At 61.8% G+C, this 23,469-nt stretch carries 22 protein-coding genes; 18 read left to right on the top strand and 4 right to left on the bottom strand.

The features are described 5' to 3' along the window. Positions 1-72: 72 nt before the first annotated feature. Positions 73-1,158 carry a cytochrome c3 family protein gene (locus tag GTW23_RS00670; RefSeq protein WP_252914235.1) on the bottom strand — a complete coding sequence of 362 codons (1,086 nt, stop codon included), beginning with the start codon at positions 1,156-1,158 and terminating at the stop codon, positions 73-75. A 278-nt stretch (positions 1,159-1,436) separates the two neighbouring features. Here GTW23_RS00670 and GTW23_RS00675 point away from each other — a divergent pair, with 278 nt between their 5' ends. Genes GTW23_RS00675 through GTW23_RS00715 form a run of 9 tightly spaced genes read left to right on the top strand, consistent with a single transcriptional unit; the run spans position 1,437 to position 8,268 of the window. Continuing rightward, positions 1,437-2,654, top strand: coding sequence for a hypothetical protein (locus tag GTW23_RS00675; RefSeq protein ID WP_252914236.1), 1,218 nt, complete (start codon positions 1,437-1,439; stop codon positions 2,652-2,654). Beyond that, positions 2,651-3,469: an RnfABCDGE type electron transport complex subunit D gene (locus tag GTW23_RS00680; RefSeq protein WP_252914237.1), complete on the top strand. Its 819-nt coding sequence runs from the start codon at positions 2,651-2,653 to the stop codon at positions 3,467-3,469. The genes GTW23_RS00675 and GTW23_RS00680 overlap by 4 nt, the downstream gene beginning before the upstream one ends. Further along, positions 3,462-4,262 (top strand): NADH:ubiquinone reductase (Na(+)-transporting) subunit C, encoded by an 801-nt coding sequence (nqrC, locus tag GTW23_RS00685; protein ID WP_252914238.1) that lies wholly within the window; start codon positions 3,462-3,464, stop codon positions 4,260-4,262. The genes GTW23_RS00680 and nqrC overlap by 8 nt, the downstream gene beginning before the upstream one ends. 1 nt (position 4,263) lies before the next feature. After that, complete coding sequence (locus GTW23_RS00690) at positions 4,264-4,917, top strand: NADH:ubiquinone reductase (Na(+)-transporting) subunit D (protein ID WP_252914239.1); 654 nt, start codon at positions 4,264-4,266, stop codon at positions 4,915-4,917. Beyond that, positions 4,914-5,513 carry an NADH:ubiquinone reductase (Na(+)-transporting) subunit E gene (gene nqrE, locus GTW23_RS00695; protein ID WP_152010421.1) on the top strand — a complete coding sequence of 200 codons (600 nt, stop codon included), beginning with the start codon at positions 4,914-4,916 and terminating at the stop codon, positions 5,511-5,513. Before GTW23_RS00690 ends, nqrE begins: the two co-directional genes overlap by 4 nt. Then, positions 5,510-6,730, top strand: a complete 1,221-nt coding sequence (gene nqrF / locus GTW23_RS00700) for an NADH:ubiquinone reductase (Na(+)-transporting) subunit F (protein WP_252914240.1) — start codon at positions 5,510-5,512, stop codon at positions 6,728-6,730. The genes nqrE and nqrF overlap by 4 nt, the downstream gene beginning before the upstream one ends. Before the next feature lie 4 nt (positions 6,731-6,734). Continuing rightward, positions 6,735-7,700 carry an FAD:protein FMN transferase gene (locus GTW23_RS00705; RefSeq protein WP_252914241.1) on the top strand — a complete coding sequence of 322 codons (966 nt, stop codon included), beginning with the start codon at positions 6,735-6,737 and terminating at the stop codon, positions 7,698-7,700. Positions 7,701-7,712: 12 nt separating this feature from the next. After that, positions 7,713-7,877, top strand: a complete 165-nt coding sequence (locus GTW23_RS00710) for a hypothetical protein (protein WP_193217348.1) — start codon at positions 7,713-7,715, stop codon at positions 7,875-7,877. Next, positions 7,870-8,268: a CBS domain-containing protein gene (locus GTW23_RS00715; RefSeq protein WP_252914245.1), complete on the top strand. Its 399-nt coding sequence runs from the start codon at positions 7,870-7,872 to the stop codon at positions 8,266-8,268. Before GTW23_RS00710 ends, GTW23_RS00715 begins: the two co-directional genes overlap by 8 nt. A 6-nt stretch (positions 8,269-8,274) precedes the next feature. Here GTW23_RS00715 and GTW23_RS00720 read toward each other — a convergent pair whose 3' ends face one another. After that, positions 8,275-9,435, bottom strand: a complete 1,161-nt coding sequence (locus GTW23_RS00720; protein WP_252914247.1) for an acetate/propionate family kinase — start codon at positions 9,433-9,435, stop codon at positions 8,275-8,277. Positions 9,436-9,706: 271 nt separating this feature from the next. Between GTW23_RS00720 and GTW23_RS00725 the strand changes: the two genes are divergently transcribed. From GTW23_RS00725 to GTW23_RS00750, 6 genes are all read left to right on the top strand, one after another. Continuing rightward, the gene (locus tag GTW23_RS00725) at positions 9,707-10,744 is read left to right on the top strand and encodes a BMP family protein (protein WP_244615265.1); all 1,038 of its coding nucleotides are present in this window, start codon (positions 9,707-9,709) and stop codon (positions 10,742-10,744) included. Beyond that, positions 10,744-12,294 (top strand): ABC transporter ATP-binding protein, encoded by a 1,551-nt coding sequence (locus GTW23_RS00730; protein WP_252914248.1) that lies wholly within the window; start codon positions 10,744-10,746, stop codon positions 12,292-12,294. The genes GTW23_RS00725 and GTW23_RS00730 overlap by 1 nt, the downstream gene beginning before the upstream one ends. Next, positions 12,284-13,333 carry an ABC transporter permease gene (locus GTW23_RS00735; protein ID WP_252914249.1) on the top strand — a complete coding sequence of 350 codons (1,050 nt, stop codon included), beginning with the start codon at positions 12,284-12,286 and terminating at the stop codon, positions 13,331-13,333. Before GTW23_RS00730 ends, GTW23_RS00735 begins: the two co-directional genes overlap by 11 nt. 1 nt (position 13,334) lies before the next feature. After that, the gene (locus tag GTW23_RS00740) at positions 13,335-14,279 is read left to right on the top strand and encodes an ABC transporter permease (protein ID WP_252914251.1); all 945 of its coding nucleotides are present in this window, start codon (positions 13,335-13,337) and stop codon (positions 14,277-14,279) included. Then, entirely contained in the window at positions 14,276-15,565 is a 1,290-nt protein-coding gene (locus GTW23_RS00745; protein WP_252914252.1) for an amidohydrolase family protein, read from the top strand. Before GTW23_RS00740 ends, GTW23_RS00745 begins: the two co-directional genes overlap by 4 nt. Positions 15,566-15,672: 107 nt before the next feature. Then, a complete protein-coding gene (locus tag GTW23_RS00750; protein ID WP_152010412.1) occupies positions 15,673-16,305 on the top strand; it encodes a hypothetical protein in 633 nt (210 codons plus the stop codon). A 20-nt stretch (positions 16,306-16,325) separates the two neighbouring features. Here the strand turns inward: GTW23_RS00750 and lysS are convergent, their stop codons facing one another. Together lysS and gltX are read right to left on the bottom strand one after the other, a co-directional pair. Next, positions 16,326-17,822, bottom strand: a complete 1,497-nt coding sequence (gene lysS, locus GTW23_RS00755) for a lysine--tRNA ligase (RefSeq protein ID WP_152010411.1) — start codon at positions 17,820-17,822, stop codon at positions 16,326-16,328. Positions 17,823-17,826: 4 nt separating this feature from the next. Continuing rightward, complete coding sequence (gene gltX / locus GTW23_RS00760) at positions 17,827-19,299, bottom strand: glutamate--tRNA ligase (protein WP_252914253.1); 1,473 nt, start codon at positions 19,297-19,299, stop codon at positions 17,827-17,829. Positions 19,300-19,572: 273 nt separating this feature from the next. Here gltX and GTW23_RS00765 point away from each other — a divergent pair, with 273 nt between their 5' ends. The 3 genes from GTW23_RS00765 to xylA are packed head-to-tail and all read left to right on the top strand — an operon-like array spanning position 19,573 to position 23,408. After that, a complete protein-coding gene (locus GTW23_RS00765; protein ID WP_152010409.1) occupies positions 19,573-20,595 on the top strand; it encodes a LacI family DNA-binding transcriptional regulator in 1,023 nt (340 codons plus the stop codon). A 48-nt stretch (positions 20,596-20,643) separates the two neighbouring features. Beyond that, complete coding sequence (gene xylB / locus GTW23_RS00770; protein WP_252914254.1) at positions 20,644-22,098, top strand: xylulokinase; 1,455 nt, start codon at positions 20,644-20,646, stop codon at positions 22,096-22,098. Then, complete coding sequence (xylA, locus tag GTW23_RS00775) at positions 22,095-23,408, top strand: xylose isomerase (protein ID WP_252914256.1); 1,314 nt, start codon at positions 22,095-22,097, stop codon at positions 23,406-23,408. Before xylB ends, xylA begins: the two co-directional genes overlap by 4 nt. Positions 23,409-23,469: the final 61 nt, after the last annotated feature.

Raw genomic sequence — 23,469 nt, forward strand, 5'->3', positions numbered from 1 at the left:
AGATCATGCGATAGGGAATGAAAAAGCGGCCCGGGAAGTGCCGGACCGCTCGCAATCGGGTGGAGATGGCCTTCAGGGCCTTGTCATTCCGGCCATGTCGACGGCGGCCTTGGAGGAGAGATCCTCGAGGCTGTCATAGGCAAGCTGGATGGCGTAACGCGGATTGTGGGCGTAGGCGCCGGGTTCCTTGGCCAAGAACTGATAGTTATAGGCAGCCCGCAACAGTCGCGGCGTCCAACTCTTGTAGCTGTTGGGGAACTTGGCTTCGTCCGGATCCGCCTGACCGTTTCCGTTCAGGTCATTGAAGAAATACGGATAGGCGTGCGCATCATATACCACCGGCTTGCCGACCACGTCTTTCGCGTAGAGCATGATGGCGTCACCAAGCTTTTCGTGCAGCGTGGCGATTTCGGCGCTGATGCCTTCCTGCGCATCGCCATCACCATCAATATCGGCTGGCGTCGTGCGAATGGCGCTGATTGTTTCCGCGCCCTTGTGACAGGCCACGCACTGATCAATGGCGACAACCTTGGTGGTGTGCGGATTGTGGCATGTGGTGCAGCTGTTGAAATCGGGTACATGGGCGAATTTTTCGGCGTAAGTCTTGCCCTCATACTGGTAGCCGCCGCGCACTGCGCCGCCGAACATGGTCGCGGCCGAGGCGGCGTAGTGCACGTTGATGAAGCCAAGTTCTGCGTTGATTGTGTCATTCTCGCTGCCAGCTATGGCGGCGTTGACGGCGTCGCCCGACGCACGGCCCTGGTGACACACCATGCAGATCGCGGACGGACTGGCTTCGGTCATGATTTCACCTGAAGGGAAGGTGATCTGCTCGAGACTGCTTGCAGCCTGGTTGTGGCAGGCTACGCAATCAACGGGCGATTCGATCGTGCCGGGCGCATCGACCTTGCCAGCCATCGAGCCATCCGCTCCGAGAAAATCCAGCAAGCCGGGGCCGGAATGGCAGGTGGCGCAATCTTCGGGCACCGCGCCATCCTTGTTCCAGTGAACAAAGGATTCTGACTTGCGGTCGCCGTGTGGCGAGGCCATCCAGCTTTCGACGATTGCGGTAATCGGCGATGTGTCCTGCGCGTGACCGGCAGGGATGGCGATGATGATCAGCGGGATCAGGGACAGTAAAGTTCGAATTCGGAACACGGCAGACCTCCAGCGGTTCAGACAAATGAATGTTTCCGGCAATTCTGGATGCTCTTCTTGTCCCCCGATAATGACGCCTGATCGCGTGGCTGCATTGATCTCGCTCAATGGAGGCACGGATTGATCCTGATAGTGTCCTGGTACCGTGATTGATCAACAGGGTCTGCTGGTGCTCTCCCAGCGACCTTCTGGTTGGCTGCCGGTAAGGAAGAAACAGAGGGTGGGGCCAGGACGTGTTTCCGGGGTTGAGGACTGACCATACGAGGTTGCCCGCGCAGGTGATCCATGCCGGACCTGCGGTCAGCTGCGTTGCGCTGCTGGGCGCTGATCTGCCGGGACTTCGGCCCCGGCTAATGTGCGACCAGGGCAGCCATGTCATGCGCGGGCAGACGCTGTTCCACGATCGTCTTCATCCGGAAATCGTCTTCGTTTCTCCGGTGTCGGGTGTCGTCGAGTCGATCACGCTCGGACCGCGGCGCAGCCTCTCGGCCCTGGTGATCCGACTGGAAGTCGGCCAGCACGAGCCAGATCCGATCACTATGCCGATGTCGTCGGCCACGGAGGTGCGCGCGGCGCTGCTCGCCAAGGGCTTCTGGCCCGCCTTCCTGACCCGCCCCTTCGGGCGGATCCCTGCACCCGACGCGGAAGCCGAGGCGATTTTCGTGACGATGACGCCTGACAACCCGCATGCGCCTGATCCGCGCGTGGTGCTTGCCGACGAGCAGGATGTCTTTACGGCGGGCCTCAAGGCCGTGGCGTTGCTGACGTCAGGGAAAGTCCATGTCTGCCAGACTCCCGCAACAGACATCGCTGCCGGTCTTGGTGACCGCATTCGCGGCGCCTTCTTTGCGTCTGGCGGGGCTTCCGGCCTGACCGGGACCCATATTCACCGACTGCATCCGGTCGGTCCGGGGCGCTCGGTTTGGAGCATCGGCTATCAGGATGTCTTGTCCATCGGGAAGATGGTGATGACAGGTGCTCATGATTTCAGCCGCGTTGTTGCCCTGACGGGACCCCGGGCCCGTGAGCCGCGGCTTGTCCGGACCATCACCGGCGCCAGCCTGACTGAGCTGACTGGCGGAGAAGCCCTGCCGGATCCTCGCGGCCTGCCGCCCTGTGTTCTTTCCGGCTCTGCGACAAGTGGACGGCGGGCAGCCTGGCTCGGCCGCTATCACCAGCAGATTACCTTGCTGGATGATGTCCCTTCACGGCGGGAGCCTTCCGCCAAAGGCCTGGTCAAACGGCTGTGCCTTGTATCTTCGCGGCCGGCACCGGTGATACCCACAGCGGCACTCGAAAGCGCCTTGGACTTTGGTGTTCCGGTCATCCCGTTCCTGCGCGCCTTGAGCGTTGGTGATGCAGAGACTGCAAGTCGCCTAGGATGCCTGGAAATGGTCGAAGAGGATCTGGCAGCTGTTTCTCTCGCCTGCACCAGCGGGGCTGATTACGGGCGGATGCTGCGCCATGTGCTTGATGAACTGGCGGAGGATGCATGACCGGCTGGCTCCTTGATCCTCATCTCATGCGACAGCGCAGCGGATGGTCGCCCGCGCGAGTCACGCTGGCCCAGTTGATTGCGCTGGCCGCCCCCGTGGGCGTCAGTGTGGCTGAGCGCGGGGCAGCTCAGATTGGCGTTCTGACAACGGCTCTGGTCACCTGTCTCATCTGGGAAATGGCCTTTGCCCTGATCCGCGAGCGGGCGCTGAGCTGGCATACCGCGACAGTGGCTCTGATCTTCACGGTTCTGGCGCCCGAGACGCTGCCGTTGTGGCAGGTCGCCATGGCTGCGAGTTTCGGGGTTGTGTTCGGCGAACTGGTGTTTGGCGGGCGCGGCTATGGCATTGTGTCGGGTGCAGCGGCTGCCGCCGGTTTCCTGGTGTTTTCCTTCACCGGGGCGGGCTTGGCGACGGTGAGTGGCGCCATGGCACTGGCGACGCTTCCCGGCGCCCTGCTGCTGTTGTTGGGAGGCCTGATCTCCTGGCGGGTGCTGGTCTCGGCGGTTGCCGTGCTGATTGCTTTCGGTCTGGCGCGAGATGGTGCGGACAGCTTGCTGTTGGTGCTGACAACAGCCGTGTTCGGGCTGGTTTTCCTCGTGGCGGATCCCGTGGCTGCCGCGTCCACTCAGCCGGGCCGGCTGGTGTATGGTGGTCTGGCCGGCCTGCTGATTGTCCTCTTCGATACAATTGAGGGTCCGGCGATAGCGCCGGCGGCCATCGTGTTCGCTTGCCTGCTTGCGAGCCTGTTCGCGCCGCTCATCGATTATCTTGATGTAAAACTGGCGGTCAGACGGCGGGAGGCGCGCCATGGCTGAGCTGTTGTCACCCATTCGAAAGTTCTTCGCCCGCTCGAACGATGACCTGGTCAAGATCATCGGCATGGCGGTTCTTGTTGCCCTGGTATCCTCTGCAGCGGTGTCGATTACCTCGGTCATGCTGAAACCCTACCAGGAGGCCAACCGGGCGGCCGAACGGCAGGCGCGTATCGATCAGATGCTTGATACGCTGCCTGGCATGCGTGACCTGATGATGGAATCGGGCGTCGATACGCTCGAAACAAGGCTGGTCAACCTGGATGATGGTAGTTTTGCGAGCAGCGAGGATCCGGCTGGTTTTGATCTCGACGCGGCGCTGCAAGATTCTGAGGCAAGCATAGCGCTTCAAGCGGATGCAGACACTGCGGGCATCAAGCGCCGGGCAAATCTGTCGCCGGTCTACCTGCTGCAGAAGGATGGCGACCTGAAGCTGATCGTGCTGCCGGTCTATGGCGCAGGCTACCAATCCACCATTCGGGCCGCGCTGGCGATAGAGGCGGACCTGACGACCATTGCGGCGCTGGCGATCGTGGAGCAGGGCGATACGCCCGGATTTGGCGCGCGGATCGAGGAACCGGAATGGCTTGCGCTCTGGCCCGGCAAGAAGATTGCCGACGAGACCGGGGCTGTCCGGATCGAACTGGTGCGCGGTGGGGCTTCGACCCCCTATGAAGTCGACGGGATATCCGGCGCCACGCGTACCAGCAACGGGATCACCAACATGTTGCGGTTCTGGCTGGGGGACCAAGGGTTTGGCCCGTTCCTGTCCAGGCTCAGGCAGGAGGGGCTCTAGGATGTCGCTCAAACATCACCTCATCAGCCCGCTGATCGGGAACAACCCGATTACCCTGCAGATCCTGGGTATCTGCTCGGCTCTGGCGGTAACGACCACCCTGTCGACAGCCATCACCATGTCGGTGGCGTTGACGGTGGTGCTCTGCCTGTCGGGCGGCGTGATCAGCCTGATGCGGCACCACATCCCGCCATCGATCCGGCTGATCATCCAGATCACCATCGTGGCTTCGATCGTGATCGTGATCGACCAGTTCATGCAGGCCTTCATGTTCGAGATGAGCAAGCGGCTGTCGATCTTCGTCGGGCTCATCGTGACCAACTGCCTTGTGCTTGGACGCGCGGAAGCCTTCGCCATGCGCAATCCGGTGGTGCCAAGCGCGCTTGACGGGCTTGGAAACGGCCTCGGGTACAGCTTGATCCTGCTGATCGTCGGGACGTTGCGGGAGTTTCTCGGAACCGGCGGTTTGTTGGGTGTGCCGCTGGTCAAGACCGTAGCCGAAGGCGGCTGGTTCGAGCCGCTCGGCCTGATGCAGCTGGCGCCGAGCGCGTTCTTCATTCTCGGACTTATGGTCTGGCTGGTGCGGGTGCTGCGTCCCGAGCAGGTGGAGCGGCCCGAGTTCCGGCTGGAAACTGCGGAGGACCGCCGGCCATGAGCGAGCTGCTGATCAAGTCGGTCTTTCAGGAAAATCTTGCACTGTCCTTCTTCTTAGGGATTTGCACCTTTCTCGCCGTCTCCAAGCGGGTCGATACTGCTGTCGGCCTTGGGCTGGCGGTCATCGTGGTGCAGGCGATCACCGTCCCGCTCAATTACCTGATCTTCAACCTGCTGCTGTTGGAGGGCGCATGGGCCTGGGCCGGGTTGCCGGAAGTCGATCTGACATTCCTGAAGCTGGTGAGCTTCATCGGCGTCATTGCCGCGATGGTGCAGATCCTGGAGATGACGCTGGACCGGTTCGCGCCGCGGCTCTACCGGGCGCTCGGCATCTTCCTGCCGCTGATCACGGTCAATTGCGCGATCCTCGGCGGCAGCCTTTTCATGGTCGAACGCCGCTATGATTTCGGGGAGTCTGTGGTCTACGGCATCGGCAGCGGCGTCGGCTGGGCACTGGCGATCATCACCTTCGCGGCGATTCGCGAGAGGCTCAAATACAGCGACATGCCGAAGGGCGTCGAGGGGCTGGCCAGTGCTTTCATCGTCACCGGCCTGATGTCACTCGGCTTCTCGGCCTTCGCCCTGGTGACGCCATGACAGAGATCGCTCTTGGTATTGTCCTGCTGACGGTGATCGTGCTGGTGCTGGCGATCACGGTGATGTTTGCCCGATCGATCCTGTCGCCCTCGCGCCCTGCCGTGCTGACAGTGAACGGATCGAGCGAGTTCGACGCAAAGACCGGGGTCAAGCTGCTGACGGCGCTGAACGACAATGGAATTCTCGTGCCATCCGCTTGTGCCGGTGCGGGCACCTGCGGGCTGTGCCGGGTCAAGATCCTCAAGGGAGGCTCCGCGCCGCTGCCGACGGAAGCTGCCCGGCTGACCAAAGCGGACCTGAAGGACCATGTTCATCTTGCCTGCCAGGTGGTAATGCGCGGTGACATGGAGGTCGAAGTCGACAACGACCTGATGTCGGCGGAAAAATTCGTCTGCACGGTTGAAAGCGTGCGGGCACTGACACCGCTGATAAGGGAAATCGTGTTGCACCAGCCCGAAGGTATGGACCTCGATGTCGAGGCCGGATCCTTCGTGCAGGTTACCGCTCCGCCATTCGAGCACGACTATGCGGATTTCGATGTGCCGGATGCCCATGCCGAGGTCTGGAAAACGCTCAGGGCACTCAAGGTTTCCAGTTCCGAACCCGTGACCCGTGCCTACTCGGTCTCGAACCGTCCCGAAGATACGGAAGCGGGGCGGATCGTGCTCAATATCCGGCTGGCACTGCCACCGCCGTCGCGTCCCGACGTCATGCCCGGCGTGGTTTCCTCGTGGCTGTTCTCGCTCAAGCCGGGAGACAGGGTCGATACATCCGGGCCGTTCGGCAGCTTCCGGGCACAGCCCGGCGAGGCTGAAATGATCTTCATTGGCGGCGGCGTCGGCATGGCGCCGCTGCGCGCGATCATCTTCGATCAGCTGGAGCGGCTCAAAGGGCGCCGCAGCATCAGCTACTGGTATGGCGCGCGCAACAAGGCCGATCTGCCCTACCAGGACGAGTTCGACGCGCTGGCGGACAAGCATCCGAACTTCGGCTGGACGGTGGCGCTCTCCGATCCCCGTCCCGAAGACAACTGGCAGGGAAGCACCGGATTTGTGCACATGGTGGCTTGGGAGAACTATCTCAGGGATCACCCGGCGCCGGAGGCTTGCGAATACTATCTTTGCGGACCGCCGCTGATGATCCGCGCGGTGCTGGCGATGCTGGATGATGCCGGTGTCGACAAATCCCATATCTTCACAGATGATTTCGGAGTCTGATGCCATGCGGATGACACGACGCAGTTTTCTTGTCTCGACTGCAGCAGCGATGGCCTGGACCATGAGGCCTGCAGCGGCCGGGACGGTTGGGATCGGTGGTCCGGCATTCGGCAGCACCTGGCGGGCGGCGTTGCCGGACGCAAGCCAGTCGGCTGCAGTCCGCAAGCTGGTGGCTTCCATTGTCGCCGACATCAATCAGTCGATGTCGCCCTATCTGGCCCAGTCGGAGATTTCGGTTTTCAATCGCGCGGATACGGCCGACTGGCAAAGCTGTTCGGCACCGCTTGCCGATGTCGCGGGCCACGCGCTCGAGATCTCCCGGCTGACCGAAGGCGCCTTTGATCCGACGATCGGTCCGCTGGTCAATCGTTTTGGATTCGGGCCCATCCATGGAGAGCGGGCGCATCCGGCAGACCTGTCGGTTTCGTCGAACGGATTGCGCAAGCGATTGCCCGGCCTGACGCTGGATCTGTGCGGGATCGCCAAAGGTTATGCGCTAGACCGGATCATCGAGGAGCTGCCGGCTGTTGGAGTGGATTCGGTGATGTTTGAGCTTGGCGGCGAGGTTCGCACACTCGGTCGTCATCCGGACGGGCGGGCCTGGCGGGTCGGCATCGAACGGCCGGACGCCAAGCCAGGTCTCGTCGAGCATGTTGTTGCACCTGGTCCTCTGGCTCTGGCGACATCGGGAACCGGAAGGCAATACATCAGCCTGGGCGAGGGCGGTGTCAGCCACCTGATCGATCCGCGCTCCGGCCGTCCGGTCGACGCCCTGCCGGCATCGGTGTCGGTGCTGGACGCATCCGCAATGCGCGCTGATGCCCTGGCGACCGCACTGATGGTGATGGGGATGGAGCGGGGGGCGGCGTTCGCCGAGACCCATTCCATTCCGGCGCTTTTTGTCCGGTTTGAGAAGGGCGGCAGCCACGAGATCATGACCGCCGGCTTCGGCACTTACGTGATTGCCTAGGAGGAACAGGCGATGGAGACATTTCTACTCGCATTTGGATTGGTTCTGCTCTCCGTGCTGGGGCTGGCGCTGGGTGTGATTTTCGGACGCTCGCCGCTCAAGGGATCGTGCGGCGGCCTGGCCTGCGCCACCGGGCTGTCGTGCAGCGGTTGCCGCAAGGGTGGGACCGATGAGTGAGCGGCCGCGGATCAGGACCTATATGAGCCGTGAACTGATCACGCTGACGCCCGAGATGGAGATCAACCGGGCGATGAACCTGCTGATCGACAACCGGATTTCCGGCGCGCCGGTGCTCGATGCAACCGGGGATCTTCTCGGCATGCTGTCCCAGAAGGACTGCTTCAAGGCGGCGCTGCATGCGAGCTATTACCGGGAGTGGGGCGGCAGTGTTGCCGACTACATGTCCTCCAATCCGGTGTCGCTGGATGCGGATCTCGACCTTGTGGAGGCTGCCGAAGTGTTTCTGGCGAGTTCTTTCCGGCGCTTTCCCGTGATGTCGGAGGGGCGGCTGGTGGGGCAGATCAGCCGATCGGACCTGCTGCGGGCACTGGCCGGCAACTGGCAATAGGCTCAATCAGCCCAACAGCCCGGCCACAGCCTGGGCGATGATGTGTTCCTCGTCGGCTTTGACAATAAAGGCCTGTCTTGCGCTTTCTGCGGCGGTCAGGCGACTAGCTCCTGCGGTATTGGCGGCTGCGTCGAGACTGAAGCCGAGCCATTCAAGCTTTTCGAGAACCATGACGCGGATCGGCGCCGCGTTCTCGCCGATGCCGCCGGAGAAGACCAGTGCGTCGATGCCGCCAAGACTCACCGCCGCGCCGCCGATCTCCTGAACTAGCCGGTCAACAAACATTTCGACCGCAAAGGCCGCATCGGGCTGCTCGCTGGACAGAAGCGTTCGCATGTCGCCTGACAGGCCTGATACGCCCGACAGACCGCTCTGGTGATAGAGCAGCTTGCCGACCGCTGCGGTGTTGCCGCCGTGTTGTTCGACCAGCCAGAGCACTGCGCCAGGATCGAGCCGGCCCGGACGCTGGCCCATCATCAGCCCGTCAAGCGGGGTGAAACCCATCGACGTCCAGACACTTTTTCCATCGATCATGCCGCAGATCGAGCAGCCATTGCCGAGATGGCAGGCGATCACCCGGCCCGAGGAAAGGCCCAGGCCAGAAAGGCTGGCGGCGACATGCTCATAAGACAGGCCGTGGAAGCCATAACGAATGAGTCCATCCCTGGCATAATGGCGCGGCAGGGGCATTTCACGGCGCACTGCGGAGATGTCTGAATGGAACGCGGTGTCGAAACAGGCGATCTGCGGAACATCCGGAAGGGCCTGTTTGGCCGCGTCGATGCCCGCCAGATTGTGCGGCTGGTGGCCAGGCGCCAGAGGTGAGAGTTCTGAGATGCCCGAGCGGATCTCTGGGGTGATCCTGACAGGGGCATTGAACAGTTCGCCGCCGTGAACAATGCGGTGGCCGACACCCTCGATCGCTCCCGCGCGGGGCAGGACGATCTCATTGATCAGCCGCGGCAGCACCTCGGCGTGGCCCTGATCGGGGTCGCCGAATTCCATCTTCTCACCGGTCGACGTTTTAAGCCGTGGCGTCTGGCCGTGGCCGATTGCCTCGACCAGTCCGGAGAAGCTGCGCTCGAGCCGGTCTGTGAATACTGCAAACTTGATCGAAGACGAGCCGCAATTGAGCGCCAGCAGATTCTTGCCCGAGCTGTCGGTCATCCCGATCGCGTCCTTTTCAGTTGGCGCCGGCGAGGCCGGGTGTTTCGCTGATGCCATTGTTGTGCCGCTTCGAGCGCGATGTGCAACCAAAAATCCGCGCTGGTCTGCCTGACGAAGGTGAATTGGCCTGATTGCCGGGCAAAAGGACGAGACCGCGAGGATTGTGCACAGCAAGTATTACGCTGTTGCCAAGGCGGGATGGGCGTTTTATCATTTGGTCAAAAATAATGACGGGTGCAGCTTAAATCTTTGTCAAACAGGAGCGTCAGCCATGACAAGAACAACCATGTCCAGCCATCCCAATCTCCTCAAACGCCGCCAGGTTCTCGCAGGTGCCGCTGCCGGTGCCGCAGCGCTCGCCATGCCGGGCTTCATGGGCCGGGCGCGCGCCGAAGGGCCGCTCAAGGTCGCCGCGATCTACACGGTTCCGGTCGAACAGCAGTGGGTCAGCCGTATCCACAAGGCCGCCAACGCGGCCGTCGCCCGCGGCGACATCGAGTATGTGTTTTCCGAAAACACCTCGAATAATGACTACGAGCGCGTGATGCGCGAATACTCCGAAGCCGGTCATGACCTGATCATCGGCGAAGTCTTTGCGGTCGAGGATGCGGCTCGCCAGGTGGCCGCCGATTATCCGGAAACTGCCTACCTGATGGGCTCGAGTTTCCTGCCCAAGGACGATGCACCGAACTTCGCGGTGTTCGACAACTATATCCAGGACGCGTCGTATCTGTCCGGTATCATCGCAGGCGCCATGACCAAGTCAAACAATATGGGCATGGTCGGCGGTTTTCCGATTCCGGAAGTCAACCGGCTCATGCACGCCTTCATGGCGGGCGTGAAGGAAACGGCACCTGACACCAAGTTCCAGGTTGCATTCATCGGTTCGTGGTTCGATCCGCCGAAGGCCAAGGAGACCGCTTTCGCGCAGATCGATGGTGGAGCGGACATTCTCTACGCCGAACGCTTCGGTGTGTCCGATGCGGCGAAGGAAAAGGGCATCCTTGCGATCGGCAACGTGATCGACACCCAGGCAGACTACCCGGATACGGTGGTGGCCTCGGCGTTGTGGCATTTCGAGCCGACGCTCGATCATGCCATCGAGATGGTCAAGGCGGGCACGTTCAAGGCCGAGAATTACGGGGTCTATTCCTTCATGAAGGAAGGCGGCTGTTCGCTGGCACCGCTCGGAACCTTCGAGGGCAAGGTTCCCGAAGAGGCGATGAAGCTGGTCATGGAGCGGGAAGCCGCGATCAAGGACGGCTCCTTCGTGGTCGAGATCAACGACGAAGAGCCCAAGTCCAGCTGATGGACGCCAACAATGGCCCGGAGGCGGAGACGGTTCTCCGCCTCTCGGGCATTACCAAGAGATTTGGCCCGCTGGTTGCCAATGATGCCATTTCGCTGTCGCTGAAGCGTGGCGAGGTTGTAGCACTGCTTGGCGAAAACGGTGCCGGCAAGACCACGCTGATGAACATCCTTTTCGGCCATTACACCGCCGATGAGGGAGAGATAGAGGTGTTCGGCAAGACGCTGCCGCCTGGAGACCCGCACGCGGCGCTGGCTGCCGGCATCGGTATGGTGCATCAACATTTCACGCTTGCCGATCAGATGACGGTGCTCGAAAACATCGTGCTTGGCACGCGTCCGCTGTGGTCGTTCAACCTCGGCAAATCAGCCGCGCGGGATAAGATCCGGCGTCTGGCCGTGGACTACGGGCTTGAAGTCGATCCGGACCGGATGATCACCGAATTGTCTGTCGGGGAGCGGCAGCGGGTCGAAATCCTCAAGGCGCTCTACCGCGAGGCGCGGATTCTCATTCTCGATGAACCGACCGCGGTGCTGACGCCGATGGAAACCGAGGCGCTTTTTGCCACGCTCGCAAAATTGGTCGCGGCGGGGCTTTCGGTGATCTTCATCTCGCACAAGCTCGGCGAAGTTCAGGCGGTTTCCGATCGCGTGGTGGTTTTGCGGGGCGGCAAGCTCGCAGGCGAGCGCAAGACTTCCGAGGCGACACGCAGGGAACTGGCCGAACTGATGGTTGGCGGGCAATTGCCGGTCAACAAGATCGGACCAGCATCGCCCCGGAATTGCCTGTTCGAACTCAAGGGTGTTTCGACGCGAAGCCTGGGCGGCGCGGCGCTCAAGCAGATTTCCATGCAGTTGCGCGGTGGCGAGATTACCGGCCTCGCGGGCATTTCCGGCAATGGCCAAGCTGCACTGGCGGCGCTGATTTCGGGGACCTTGGAATCTGTGGAGGGTGACATCCTCGTTCATGGCGAGAAGGCCGAGCGATGGTCTCCCGGCGCGGCGCTGGAGCGGGGCCTGGGGCGGATACCGGAAGACCGGCATGCAACCGGCATGATCGGCGACATGAGCGTGGCCGAGAACGTGATTTCAGAGGCCTATCGCAGCCCACGGTTCTCGAGGTTCGGGTTTCTGAACTGGAAGGCCGCGGCAGACTTCGCAACTGACATCATCAAGGCCTACGACGTCAAATGCCCGTCGCCGGATGCCCGAGTGCGGCTCTTGTCCGGCGGCAACATGCAGAAGCTCATTCTGGGCCGGGCGCTTGACGGGGATCCGGACATCATTCTCGCCAGCCAGCCGACCCGCGGGCTTGATGTCGGGGCCGTCGCCTATGTGCATGCGCGGTTGATCGAGGCGCGCGACCGGGGGGCTGCAGTGCTGCTGATTTCCGAGGACCTCGATGAGATCCAGACGCTGTCTGACCGGATCCTGGTTATCCACCGGGGCCAATTGTCGAGGCCATCCCTGCGGGGCGAACTCAGCGTCATGCAGCTCGGCGAACTGATGGCCGGGCACGGGCACGACGAGGGGGCGAGCCATGCGGCTTGAACCGAGACCGGCCAGGTCAGCCGCGGCCAGCATCTTGTGGCCGGCCGGGGCAATCCTGGCGACCGTGGTGTTTTCCTCGCTGCTGGTGATGATCGCCGGCGCGTCGCCGCTGACGGTATTCTGGCTTGTCTTGAAGGGCGCGGCCGGATCGCAGTTCGCGCTTCTGGAAACCCTGACTCGGGCGACACCGCTGATCTTCACCGGGCTTGCCGTGGCGGTGGCGTTCCGAGCCAAGCTCTGGAACATCGGCGCCGAAGCACAGCTTTATCTTGGAGCGGTGATGACCGTGGTGATTGGCACGGGTGCTGTGACCCTGCCATCGGCGGGGCTGATTCCACTGATCATGATCGCCGCGATGCTGACGGGTGCGCTTGCCCTGCTCGGCCCGGCGATCCTGAAGACAAAGTTTGGAGTCGACGAGGTGGTGACCACGCTGCTCTTGAACTTCATCGTGCTGCTGTTCGTCTCCATGCTGCTTGAAGGCCTGCTGAAAGATCCGATGGGTCTTGGCTGGCCGCAGTCCAGGCGGGTGATCGAAGAAGCGCAGCTACCGCGGCTGATCAAGGGCAAGCGGCTGCATTTCGGGTTCATCCTGGCCATCGCCTCGGCGATCGTGGTCTGGGTGATCATGAAGAAGACAACGCTGGGCTACGAGATGCGCGCGGTCGGACACAATGCGGAAGCGGCACGCTTTGCCGGCATTCCTGTCAACCGCGTGATCGTCAAGACAGCTCTCCTGTCGGGCGGGCTTGCGGCGCTGGCCGGGTTTTCCGAAGTGGCGGGGCTGAAGGGGAACCTGACGCTCGATCTGTCGCCGGGCTACGGCTACACCGGCATTGTCGTCGCCATGCTGGCGATGCTCAACCCGCTCGGAGTCATTGCCGCCGCGATCTTCGTGGCCGGCATCTTCGTTGGCGCCGATGCGATGAGCCGAAGCGCCAATGTGCCGAGTTACATTGCCGAGGTGATGGTGGCGACATCGCTGCTGACCATGGTCGCGGCGATCATGCTGATGCGCTACCGCGTGCGCTGGAGGTGACATGAACGAAGCATTCGAGATTCTGTTCACCGCCAGTTTCTGGGTTGCCGCCATCCGCATCGCTTCGCCGCTGATCTTCGCCACCATGGGTGAACTGATCTGCGAGCGGGCGGGTGTGCTCAATCTGGGGATCGAGGGCATCATGGTGGCTGGCGCGTTTTCCGGCTGGTTTACCGTCTACATGGGCGGAGACCTTTGGACCGGCGTGCTTGTCGCCGCCCTGACCGGGGCGATGTTCGGGTTGCTGCACGGATTCCTGACCGTGCCGCTCGGGCTGTCGCAGCATGTGACCGGTATCGGGATCACGCTGCTTGCGGCGAGCCTGACCTATTTCACCTACCGGATCCTGCTGCCGGAAGTGTCCTCGCCGCCGAAGATCGAGCCGTTCCAACCTTTCGCGGTTCCGGTTCTGTCCGATATCCCGGTGCTCGGTCCGGCGCTGTTCAATCAGACGCCGCTTACCTATCTCGCCTATTTCACCGTCGCCGCTGTCGCATTCGTCTTCTACCGGACGCCGGTTGGCGTGGCTGTGCGGGCGGTGGGTGAAAATCCTTCTGCGGTCGAGGCGCAGGGCATATCGGTGACCGCCGTGCGGATCGGCGCGGTCATGGTCGGTTCGGCGCTGATGGCGATCGGTGGTGCGTTCCTCACCATGTCAGCCTTCAACTCGTTCTTTTTCGAGATGATCAACGGCCGCGGCTGGATCGCGATCGCGCTGGTGGTGTTCGGCTCCTGGCGGCCGGGTAAGGCGCTGATCGGCGCCATCCTGTTTGCAGCATTCGATGCCTATCAGGTGCGGCTGCAGCAGATCACCGGCGGCGTTATTCCCTACCAGATCTTCCTGATGATGCCGTTCGTGCTGTCGATCGTCGCGCTGGTCGTGGTCGCCCGGCGGGCGACCTATCCGAAAGCGCTGATGATCCCCTACCAGAAAGGCGAGAGATGAGTTTTGACACCTTGCTCAAGGGCGGCGTGCTGCCTGACGGGACGACCGCCGACATCGCCATCCGCGACGGACGGATCGCGGCGATCTCCCCAGCCATCGAGGCGGAAGCGGGCGAGATCATCGATATCACGGGCGATCTGGTTTCGCCGCCCTTCGTCGACCCGCATTTTCACATGGATGCGACGCTGTCCTACGGACTGCCGCGGATCAATGCCTCGGGCACACTGCTGGAGGGGATCGGCCTCTGGGGCGAACTCAAGCCGCTCCTGACCCACGAAGCGGTGAAGGAACGGGCGCTTGCCTATTGCGACTGGGCCGCTTCGATGGGCCTGCTCGCCATCCGCACCCATGTCGATGTTTGCGATGACCGGCTGCTGGCGGTCGAGGCTTTGCTGGAAGTCAAAAAAGAGATCGCGCACTATATCGATCTGCAACTGGTGGCATTCCCGCAGGACGGGCTCTACCGGTCTTCGACAGCGCGGGAGAACACCATCCGGGCACTTGATCTTGGAGTGGATGTTGTCGGCGGGATTCCGCATTTTGAGCGCACCATGGCGGATGGGCGCGCATCGGTGACGGAGCTTTGTGAAATTGCCGCTGAACGCGGTCTGATGGTCGACATGCATTGCGACGAGACCGATGATCCGTTGTCGCGTCATGTCGAGCAACTGGCCTACGAGACGCAGCGGCTCGGGCTGCAGGGCCGGGTGGCGGGGTCGCATCTCACCTCGATGCATTCGATGGACAACTACTACGTCTCCAAGCTGCTGCCGCTGATTGCGGAGGCCGAGGTTGCGGCAATTCCCAATCCGCTGATCAACATCACGCTGCAAGGCCGCCACGACACCTATCCGAAGCGACGCGGCATGACGCGGGTGCCGGAAATGCTCAAGCATGGAATCCGGGTCGGTTTCGGTCAGGATTGTGTGCTTGATCCGTGGTATTCGCTGGGCACGGCCGACATGCTTGACGTCGCCTTCATGGGATTGCACGTGGCGCAAATGACCAGCCCTGAGGACATGCGGCGTTGCTATGAGATGGTCACCACCGAAAGTGCCGCGATCATGGGGCTCGAGGACTATGGCCTTGAGGCCGGCAAGCGCGCCGATCTGGTGGTGCTTGATGCGGGCAACCCGATCGAGGCAATAAGGTTGCGGGCAACGCGGCTGATGGTGATGGCACGCGGCAAGGTCATCGCCCGGCGTGAGCGATCGCCCATGCGGCTTGATATTCCTGGCCGTAAAGCTGACATTGATCGCCGCTTCAGGATTGCTGATCCAAGCTGATCCCGTCTGATCCGGATTGAAGCACATCTTAAGAAACAGGGTTAATACTTACGTAAGGGCGTTTGGCTACACTGTGCAGAGTTGTTCTGCGTCAAGGGTATCCAGTCATGGCAGCCGCCAAGCGTAATCTGTTCAGTCTGTTTCGTGTCTCGCGCAAGCTCGTTTTGCTGTCAGGCGGGTTTCTTTTTGTCCTCGGAGCTTCCGGAACGGCTGCGTTGGTGTTCGCCCCGGCAAACATGATCCCGGGGTTCCAGGAAGAGGCCGGCGGTCATTGCCGGACGGTGTATCAGTCCGAATTCCGGCGCGGCAAGGAAAAGCGGCTGATCGCCCTTGTCGCGGGCGACGATGCCGAGCCCAGGGACCGGGTCAAGACAGGCATGCGCCTTGCGCGCCATCTTTCCGAAAAGCTCGATCCCGATCTCATTATTGTCCAGGTCGCCGATCATCGCGGACCGACTACAAGAGCCGAACTTCGCGGTTCCGCGATCGGTGCTGAAATCGTCTACGCGCCGGTTCCTACGAGGACGCTTGCCGTGTCACAGCCGTGGGAAGTACGTTACATCAACACAGTGCCAACCAGCACCGGCTACTATTTCGGCGAACGGGTCGATATGCCCCAAACCGAGATCGAAGCCATCGCCCATGAAATCGAAAAGATTGAGGGCTGTGATGGCGACCAGGTTGATGAGGAGGCCCAGACCGTAGCAGCAAGCGAGCCGGCGAAAGCCGCCGGGCATTGATGCCCGGCTTGGGGTTCTGACTATTCGCTGCGCGTCTTGCGGGCCGGGAACAGGATCACATCGCGGATGGACGGCGCATTGGTCAGCAGCATGATCAGGCGGTCTACGCCGATGCCGAGGCCACCTGCCGGCGGCATGCCCTGGTCGATAGCATCAAGAAACTCGTCATCGAGCTGTTTCTCGCTCTCGCCGCGGGCATGGGCCTGCTCGAGCTGTTCGACCATGCGCTTGCGCTGTTCTTCCGGGTCATTGAGCTCGGAGAATGCGTTGCCCAACTCCCAAGCGTTGCAGTAAGTCTCGAAGCGTTCAACCAGGCGCGGTTCGCCCGGCACTTCCTTGGCGAAGGGCGAAATGTCCTTGGGGAAATCGATCACATGGGTTGGCTGAATGAGAGAGGCCTCGACCTTTTCCTCGAAGATGAACGCCAGGCATTCGCCCCAGGTCCAGTCGTCCTCGATCTCAAAACCTGCCGCTTTGGATGCTGCCCTCGCCTCCTCGTCGGTGGCGATCGCGCGGAAATCTATGCCGGTCGCATCCTTTACCGCATCGGGCATGGCAACCCGGCGGAACGGTCCCTTGAAGGAGAGTTGCTCCTCACCGTAGGTGATGTCGGTGGTTCCATGGACCGCCAGGGCCAGCTTTTCGAACAATCGTTCGACCAGCCCCATGATGTCTTCATAGTCGGCATAGGCCCAGTAGCATTCCAGCATGGTGAACTCGGGATTGTGCCGGGTCGACACGCCCTCGTTGCGGAAGTTGCGGTTGACCTCGAAGACCTTGTCGGTCAGCCCGGAGACAAGCGCACGCTTGAGGTAAAGCTCGGGCGCAATGCGCAGGTACATGTCGAGCTTGAGCGTGTTGTGGTGTGTCTTGAAAGGCTCCGCCGTTGCGCCGCCATAGACCGAATGCAGCATCGGGGTCTCGATTTCCATGAAACCTTCGTCTTCCATGAAGCGGCGGATGCCGGAGACGATCTTCGAGCGTTGCTGGAAGCGGAGCTTGGAATCCTCGTTGGTCAGGATGTCGAGGTGGCGCTTGCGGTAGCGCAGTTCGATGTCGGAAAGACCATGCCACTTTTCCGGCATAGGCAGCAGCGACTTGGTCAGCATGGTGATCTCGTGGGCGTTGACCGTGAGTTCACCACGCTTGGTGCGCCTGACTTCACCAGTGACGCCGATGATGTCACCCAGATCGATCAGCGGCAGGAGATCGCGCGCCGCTTCCGGCGTGGTATCCTTGTGGCTGAAGATCTGCACCTTGCCCGAGGCATCATGGATATCCATGAACATGCCGGAATTGCGCGAGGAATAGACGCGCCCGGCGACAGTGATGATCTCGCCGGTCAGCGTATCAGGTTCGATGTCAGCGTATTTTTCCGCCAGCTCCTGGTTGGTCATGGTGCGGTGAAAATGCGCCGGATAGACCTCGGCGACCGTCTCGCGCAGTCTGGCGAGCTTTTGGGCGCGCACCTCGGTGACGTCGGAGGAGAGGCCGGCTTCAGGTGTCTTTTCGTTCATTGTTCTACCCGTTGTTGGCTTTGGCTGCTTCAACGCCGGCCTTGACCGCTGTTTCGGCCTGCTTGAGGCGCTGACGCACGACCGAGCGGCCGAGAATGGACATGGAGTCAAAGAGCGGCAAGGACCGCGACGAACCTGATACCGCAATGAACAGGGGAGCCAGCAGGTTTCGAAGCTTGATGTCGCTGCGCTCGGAAATGGCGCGCAGTTCGGCCTCAATGCTTTCCGCGTTCCACTCGAAGATCTTTTCGAGATCCGGCTGAACCGTCTGCAGGATCTGGAGCACGTCTTCCAGCGACACCTTCTTGATGTTGGAGAAGTCCGCCGCGGTCAGGCCGAGGTCACCCTTGAGCAGGAAGCCGGTCAGATCCGGCAGGTCGGAGAGCTTGGTGATGCGGGACTGCGCCAGTTTCATGCCTTCGCGGAAACGGCCGTTTTCCTGGGCCCAGGCCAGAACGCGGGCGACGAAATCCTCTTCGGAAATGCTCTCGCGCAGCCAGCGGCCGTTGAGCCAGTCGAGCTTCTGGAGATCGAAGATCGCGCCGGCCTTGGACAGGTTCTCCGGGTCGAAATTGGCGACCAGCTGATCCATGGCCAGCAGTTCCTCGCCTTCGGCGATCTGGATGAAGAACAGGCCGAGGAAGTTCATCAGCGCCTCGGGAAGGAAACCGAGTGCAGCGTAATAGGAGATCGAGGTCGGATTCTTGCGCTTGGACAGTTTCGACTTGTCGGCGTTGCGCATCAGCGACAGGTGCATGAACACCGGCGGCTCAAGACCCAGATACTGGTAGATCAGGATGTGCTTGGGGACAGAGGCCAACCATTCCTCGCCGCGTGCAACGTGGGTGATCTTCATCAGGTGATCGTCGACCACATTGGCCATGTGATAGGTGGGCATGCCGTCGGCCTTGAGCAGTACCTGCATGTCGACGGCTTCCCAGGGAATTTCGACCTCGCCGTAAACGCCGTCGACAAACTTGCAGGAGCCTTCGGTCGGGATCTTCATCCGCACCACTGATGGTTCACCCGCATTCATCCGTTCGGTGACTTCCTCGGCGGTGAGGCTCAGGCAGCGGCCGTCATATTTCGGCGGCTTTCCGGCCGCGCGCTGGGCGGCGCGCATCTCGTCAAGGCGCTCGGGCGTGCAGAAGCAGCGGAAGCCGTGACCGTTTTCCACGATCTTGTCGACATAGGGACGGTAGATGTCCTTGCGCTCGCTCTGGCGGTAAGGACCGTAGGGTCCGCCGATGTCAGGGCCTTCGGACCAGGACAGGCCACACCATTTCAGCGCGTCGAGAACCTTCTGTTCAAACTCCGGCGTCGAACGGGCGGCATCGGTGTCTTCGATACGCAGGATGAACTCGCCGCCGTTCTTCTTCGCAAAAAGATAGTTGAACAGCGCGATGTAGGCGGTTCCGACATGCGGCTCGCCAGTCGGAGACGGTGCGATGCGCACCCGCGTTGCAGTGTTGGCCATTTTTGTTCGCCCGCTTTCAGGTCCGGTTGAATGATGCGCGCGGCGGCTTTTGCCGGCTGCGATCGCTGTCCGGTAACGCTGCAGCCAGGCAAGGCGCGGCGGAGACCGGCAGGCGCTGCCTTAGGCCATATTGTGCCGGTGGCGTCAAGTATAAGGGCCGCTTGCCGGTCTGCCGCGAGAGGATTGGCGGTTTGCAGAGCAGGTGCCGGATCCCGCAGATTTCTGATTTACGTACCTCAAGAATTGTTCTAGAAGACCTCGCAGGAGGAGACAATGCGACCAACCGTTCACGACATCGCGGCTGAGGCCGGAGTCAGCCTGGCGACCGTCGACCGGGTGCTCAATGCCCGGCCGGGGGTGCGGCGGAAGACCGTCGACAAGGTGCAGGCAGCAGTTGAGCGCCTGGGCTATGTGCGCGACGTCTCTGCTGCAAACCTGGCGAAGAAACGGACCTATCCGCTTGTGTTCATCCTGCCGGAAGGGCCAAACAGTTTCATGCGTGGGCTTGAAGCGGAAATCCGCGCCGCCATGCAGCGCTCGCCGGTCGAGCGGACGGCGATCCGGATCGAAACGGTGCCGCCCTTCGATCCGGCGGCCATTGTCGGTGTTCTCGATTCACTCGATCCGGCAGAGGTAAACGGTGTGGCACTGGTCGCAACCGATACGCCCGATGTGTCGGCTGCGGTGGATCGTCTGGTCGACAGGGGTGTTCACGTGGCCACGCTGGTATCCGATCTGCCGGGATCGCAGCGGATTCATTTCTGCGGCATCGATAACCTCGCCGCCGGCCGGACTGCCGGCGGACTGATCGGACGGTTCTGCAATGGCCGAGCCGGGAAGGTGCTGGTCGTGGCCGGCTCGATGAAGCTGTCGGACCATATGGACCGGGCTTCGGGCTTTGCCGCCGTGCTCAGAAGCGAATTTCCCGACCTCGAAATCGTTGGACCGGTGGAGACCAATGATGACGCGGACACGGTCAGGCAGGCCGTGACGGCTGCGCTCGACGCTGAAACAGAAATCATAGCTATCTACAGTCTCGGCGCCGGCACGCGCGGACTGATCGAGGCCCTTCCGGACCGCGAACAGCGCAAGCTTGCGGTTGTTGCGCACGAAGTGACGGAGCATTCGCGGCAGGCGCTTGCCGAGGGTCTGTTCGATGCCGTCATCAACCAGGATTGCGGGCATGAAGTACGCAGCGCGATCCGGGTGCTCAAAGCGCGGGCCGATGGATTGATGCCGATCAGTGCACAGGAGCGCATTCGCATCGATATTTTCCTAAAGGACAATCTGCCATGAGCCCGTGTCCCGAGCCAATCCCGCATCTTGCTGAAAGGATCCGCCGCCATGTATCTCGGACTTGATCTCGGAACCTCATCGCTGAAGGCGCTGCTGATTGATGACAATCAGCGCATCCTGGGTTCGGCCAGTGCGCCACTCACCGTCGAGCGGCCGCATCACGGATGGTCGGAACAGGATCCCGACAGCTGGATCCATGCAACCCGGGCAGCGCTCTCGGAGCTTGGCAAGGCCTATGCTGCGGAACTGGCCAGGGTGCGCGGCATCGGGCTGTCGGGTCACATGCATGGCGCGACGACCATCGACCGCGACGGCAAGGTGATCCGGCCCTGCATCCTGTGGAACGACACACGCAGCTATCATGAAGCCGCGGAACTGGATGCCGATCCGATATTCCGGCGCCTGACCGGCAATATCGTCTTCCCCGGCTTCACCGCGCCGAAACTCAAATGGATGGCTGCCAACGAGCCGGAAGCCTTCGCAAGCGTCGCCAGGGTGCTGCTGCCGAAGGATTACCTGCGGCTCTGGTTGAGCGGCGAGGCGATTTCCGAAATGTCGGATTCGGCCGGAACGTCCTGGCTCGACACCGGCAAACGCGCCTGGGATGACAGTCTTCTCGCAGCCACCGGTCTTGACCGGAGCCACATGCCCGCGCTGGTCGAGGGCACGGAGCGGGCCGGGGCGTTGCGCGCCGATGTGGCCGCGGACCTGGGCTTGCCCGCCGGCATCCCGATTGCGGGAGGGGCGGGTGACAATGCTGCCTCGGCCTGCGGCATGGGAACCGTGGGCGACAACCACGCCTTTGCCTCGCTCGGAACCTCGGGCGTGCTGTTTGCGGCCAACAACCGGTATCTGCCCAATCCCGGCAGCGCCGTGCACGCGTTCTGCCACGCGCTACCCGGGACCTGGCACCAGATGGGCGTGATCCTTTCGGCAACGGATTCGCTCAACTGGCTTGCCGGGGTCACCTCGATGAAGCCTTCGGCGCTGACTTCAGAGCTCGGCGACACCCTGCTGGCTCCGGGCTCGGTGATGTTCCTGCCCTATCTTTCGGGCGAACGGACGCCGCACAATGACGCCGCCATTCGCGGCAGTTTTACCGGTCTCGAACACGCATCCGATCGCACTTCCCTCACCCGTTCGGTGCTTGAAGGGGTCTGCTTTGCCTTCCGCGACAGTCTTGCCGCGTTGGCCCAGGCGGGCACGTCGCTGGCACGGGTCACCGCCATCGGCGGCGGCTCGAAGTCGGACTACTGGCTGGAAGCACTGTCCACCGTGCTGGACCTTCCGGTGGACATACCCGAGGGCGGCGACTTCGGTGCCGCGTTCGGCGCCGCCCGGCTTGGCCTGATCGCGGCGGAAAACGCCGATCCCTTGTCCGTGTGCACGCAGCCGGCCACGGAAAGAACCATTCACCCCAATCGCGATCTCTCGGCGGCCTTCGACGAGGCATACCAGACCTATCGCGCGCTCTATCCCGCTATCAAAGGAGCCATGTCATGAGCACAGGATTTTTCGGAGACGTCACCAGGATCAAGTATGAAGGGCCGGAGAGCAGCAATCCGCTCGCCTTCCGCCATTACAATGCCGACGAGATGGTCATGGGCAAGCGGATGGAGGACCACCTGCGCTTTGCGGTCGCTTACTGGCATTCCTTCGCCTGGGAGGGCGGTGATCCGTTTGGTGGCCGCACCTTCGAAAGGCCCTGGTATCCGCAGGACTCGATGGAACTCGCGAAGCTGAAGGCCGATGTTGCCTTCGAGATGTTCTCTGCGCTGGGTGCACCTTTCTACTGCTTCCATGATGCGGACGTGCGTCCGGAAGGCTCCAACTTCGCCGAGAACACGAAGAACCTCGAAGAGATCGTCGACTATTTTGCCGGCAAGCAGGAAGATACCGGTGTGAAACTGCTGTGGGGGACGGCCAACCTGTTTTCCAACCGTCGATTCATGTCGGGGGCCGCGACCAATCCCGATCCGGACGTCTTTGCCTTCGCCGCGGCGACGGTGAAGACATGCATCGATGCCACCCACAAGCTCGGCGGTGAAAACTACGTGCTGTGGGGCGGGCGCGAAGGCTACGAGACCCTGCTCAACACCGACCTGAAACGGGAAGACCAGCAGCTGGGCCGCTTCCTCAACCTGGTGGTCGAGTACAAGCACAAGATCGGCTTCGAGGGCACGATCCTGATCGAGCCGAAGCCGCAGGAGCCGACCAAGCACCAGTATGATTACGACGTTGCCACCGTCTACGGCTTCCTCAAGCGGCACGGGCTCGAAAACGAGGTCAAGGTCAATATCGAGCAGGGCCATGCGATCCTTGCCGGCCATTCCTTCGAGCACGAGTTGGAACTGGCGCAGGCGCTGGGGATCTTCGGATCGATCGACATGAACCGCAACGACTATCAGTCGGGCTGGGACACCGACCAGTTCCCCAACAATGTGCCCGAGATGGCGCTCGCTTACTACGCGATCGTGAAGGGCGGCGGGTTCGCAACCGGCGGCACCAATTTCGACGCCAAGCTGCGGCGTCAGTCGCTCGACCCGCAAGATCTGCTCTATGCCCATATCGGCGGCATGGATACCTGTGCACGGGCGCTGAAGGCGGCGGCGAAAATGGTCGAGGACGGGGTGCTGACGAGCTTCGTCGAGGAACGCTATGCCGGCTGGAACGGTGCAGAAGCCAAGAAGATGCTTGATGGCGGTTTCTCGCTTTCGGAGATCGAAGAATGGGTGCGCAAGGCCGACATCAACCCGCAGCCGAAATCCGGCCGGCAGGAGTACCTGGAGAATGTCGTCAATCGTTACGTCTGACAGACGGGTATTCCTGACATCCAATTGATGAGGACGGCGGCTCATGGTGACGGGCCGCCGT

The organism is Parahoeflea alexandrii, assembly GCF_024105735.1.
Classification (GTDB): domain Bacteria; phylum Pseudomonadota; class Alphaproteobacteria; order Rhizobiales; family Rhizobiaceae; genus Hoeflea; species Hoeflea alexandrii.

Bases quoted from the DNA above. Each gene is read 5' to 3' on its own strand.
- GTW23_RS00740 (WP_252914251.1), top strand. From the start codon at position 13,335: ATGAACGAAGCATTCGAGATTCTGTTCACCGCCAGTTTCTGGGTTGCC.
- GTW23_RS00720 (WP_252914247.1), bottom strand. From the start codon at position 9,435: ATGACCGACAGCTCGGGCAAGAATCTGCTGGCGCTCAATTGCGGCTCG.
- GTW23_RS00715 (WP_252914245.1), top strand. From the start codon at position 7,870: ATGAGTGAGCGGCCGCGGATCAGGACCTATATGAGCCGTGAACTGATC.
- nqrF (WP_252914240.1), top strand. From the start codon at position 5,510: ATGACAGAGATCGCTCTTGGTATTGTCCTGCTGACGGTGATCGTGCTG.
- GTW23_RS00765 (WP_152010409.1), top strand. From the start codon at position 19,573: ATGCGACCAACCGTTCACGACATCGCGGCTGAGGCCGGAGTCAGCCTG.
- GTW23_RS00745 (WP_252914252.1), top strand. From the start codon at position 14,276: ATGAGTTTTGACACCTTGCTCAAGGGCGGCGTGCTGCCTGACGGGACG.
- nqrE (WP_152010421.1), top strand. From the start codon at position 4,914: ATGAGCGAGCTGCTGATCAAGTCGGTCTTTCAGGAAAATCTTGCACTG.
- xylB (WP_252914254.1), top strand. From the start codon at position 20,644: ATGTATCTCGGACTTGATCTCGGAACCTCATCGCTGAAGGCGCTGCTG.
- xylA (WP_252914256.1), top strand. From the start codon at position 22,095: ATGAGCACAGGATTTTTCGGAGACGTCACCAGGATCAAGTATGAAGGG.
- GTW23_RS00690 (WP_252914239.1), top strand. From the start codon at position 4,264: ATGTCGCTCAAACATCACCTCATCAGCCCGCTGATCGGGAACAACCCG.
- gltX (WP_252914253.1), bottom strand. From the start codon at position 19,299: ATGGCCAACACTGCAACGCGGGTGCGCATCGCACCGTCTCCGACTGGC.
- GTW23_RS00735 (WP_252914249.1), top strand. From the start codon at position 12,284: ATGCGGCTTGAACCGAGACCGGCCAGGTCAGCCGCGGCCAGCATCTTG.
- GTW23_RS00725 (WP_244615265.1), top strand. From the start codon at position 9,707: ATGACAAGAACAACCATGTCCAGCCATCCCAATCTCCTCAAACGCCGC.
- GTW23_RS00710 (WP_193217348.1), top strand. From the start codon at position 7,713: ATGGAGACATTTCTACTCGCATTTGGATTGGTTCTGCTCTCCGTGCTG.
- GTW23_RS00705 (WP_252914241.1), top strand. From the start codon at position 6,735: ATGCGGATGACACGACGCAGTTTTCTTGTCTCGACTGCAGCAGCGATG.
- lysS (WP_152010411.1), bottom strand. From the start codon at position 17,822: ATGAACGAAAAGACACCTGAAGCCGGCCTCTCCTCCGACGTCACCGAG.
- GTW23_RS00680 (WP_252914237.1), top strand. From the start codon at position 2,651: ATGACCGGCTGGCTCCTTGATCCTCATCTCATGCGACAGCGCAGCGGA.
- GTW23_RS00730 (WP_252914248.1), top strand. From the start codon at position 10,744: ATGGACGCCAACAATGGCCCGGAGGCGGAGACGGTTCTCCGCCTCTCG.
- GTW23_RS00750 (WP_152010412.1), top strand. From the start codon at position 15,673: ATGGCAGCCGCCAAGCGTAATCTGTTCAGTCTGTTTCGTGTCTCGCGC.
- nqrC (WP_252914238.1), top strand. From the start codon at position 3,462: ATGGCTGAGCTGTTGTCACCCATTCGAAAGTTCTTCGCCCGCTCGAAC.